Source organism: Okeania sp. SIO2B9 (assembly GCF_010672505.1).
Lineage (GTDB): Bacteria > Cyanobacteriota > Cyanobacteriia > Cyanobacteriales > Microcoleaceae > Okeania > Okeania hirsuta.
Map to the genome: position 1 here is coordinate 1 of NZ_JAAHGK010001784.1, position 1,095 is coordinate 1,095.

Annotated in this window: 1 protein-coding gene; it reads left to right on the top strand. The window is 51.1% G+C overall.

Annotated elements, in window-relative coordinates; all coding sequences use genetic code 11:
- Positions 1 to 574 precede the first annotated feature (574 nt).
- On the top strand, positions 575 to 1,095 hold a 521-nt coding region (locus tag F6K13_RS34415), incomplete at its 3' end, for a UTP--glucose-1-phosphate uridylyltransferase (RefSeq protein ID WP_287290127.1).

A 1,095-nucleotide genomic window follows, 5' to 3' on the forward strand; every position in this document is an offset into this window, starting at 1 on the left:
TCAGCTTCGGTTCCTGGAGCAGGGGCGCCGGGTTCTTTGCGTGGAAGTCGAAGCGCGCGATCGCCAATTTTGGGAACTGAACAACCCGGAAGATGTTTCTCGATTGGAAACGATGCTTCGCGACGCGGGTATCGAATAGTCGAAGACGCGCAATAATTCATCGAACGCCTGCCATGTTCGCTTAGAATACCTTGAATTTTCCGCGAACATTAGGCAAACAAGACTTGTTAACGTACACACACTGGGAGTTTTGTTACCGTGTATACTGTTGGGTGCCGAGTGCTTCACGCCGAAAATTTTCACTTATTTAACGCCTTTGCATTAAGTCAGATGTCACGCATTTATTATTGCGCGGACACTGGAATTGAAGGAGGGTTACGCGGGTTTTCGCAACCTGGATACTGCTGAGGTTGATAGATTAGGACAATCTTGGGCGATTTGCCTGAATTGTTCCGAAAACTGCCAAAACTATAACATTTTTCGCACTTATCGTGGCTATATGCGTGTCGGGCACTTACGCTCTCCGATCACGCAGACAGGTGGTGATGTGCGTGCGTCGTACTAAGGATAAGACATGCAAACTAAGGTAACGAAAGCGATTTTTCCCGTAGCGGGCTTGGGCACACGGTTCTTGCCGGCAACCAAGTCGGTGCCAAAGGAAATCATGACGCTCGTAGACCGTCCGCTCATTCAATATGCGATCGATGAAGCGCGCGCTGCGGGAATTACCGAGTTTATTTTTGTCACCTCGCGCGGCAAGGGCGCATTGGAAGACTATTTCGATCATTCTCCCAGCCTCGAAGCAGAGTTGGCGAAGAAGGGCAAAACAGAGCTTTTGGAAGTGCTCGAAAATACCAACATGGACAGCGGGGCCATTGCCTATATCCGCCAGCACAAGGCGCTTGGGCTGGGTCACGCGGTTTGGTGCGCGCGCCGTTTGATCGGGAATGAGCCATTCGCGGTGATCCTGCCTGATGACGTAATCGCCGCTGAAACGCCCTGCCTTAAACAAATGGTGGATGCCTATCAGGAAACTGGTGGAAATATGGTGGCCGCGATGGAAGTTTCGCCGGATAAAACCTCCTCTTACGGGAG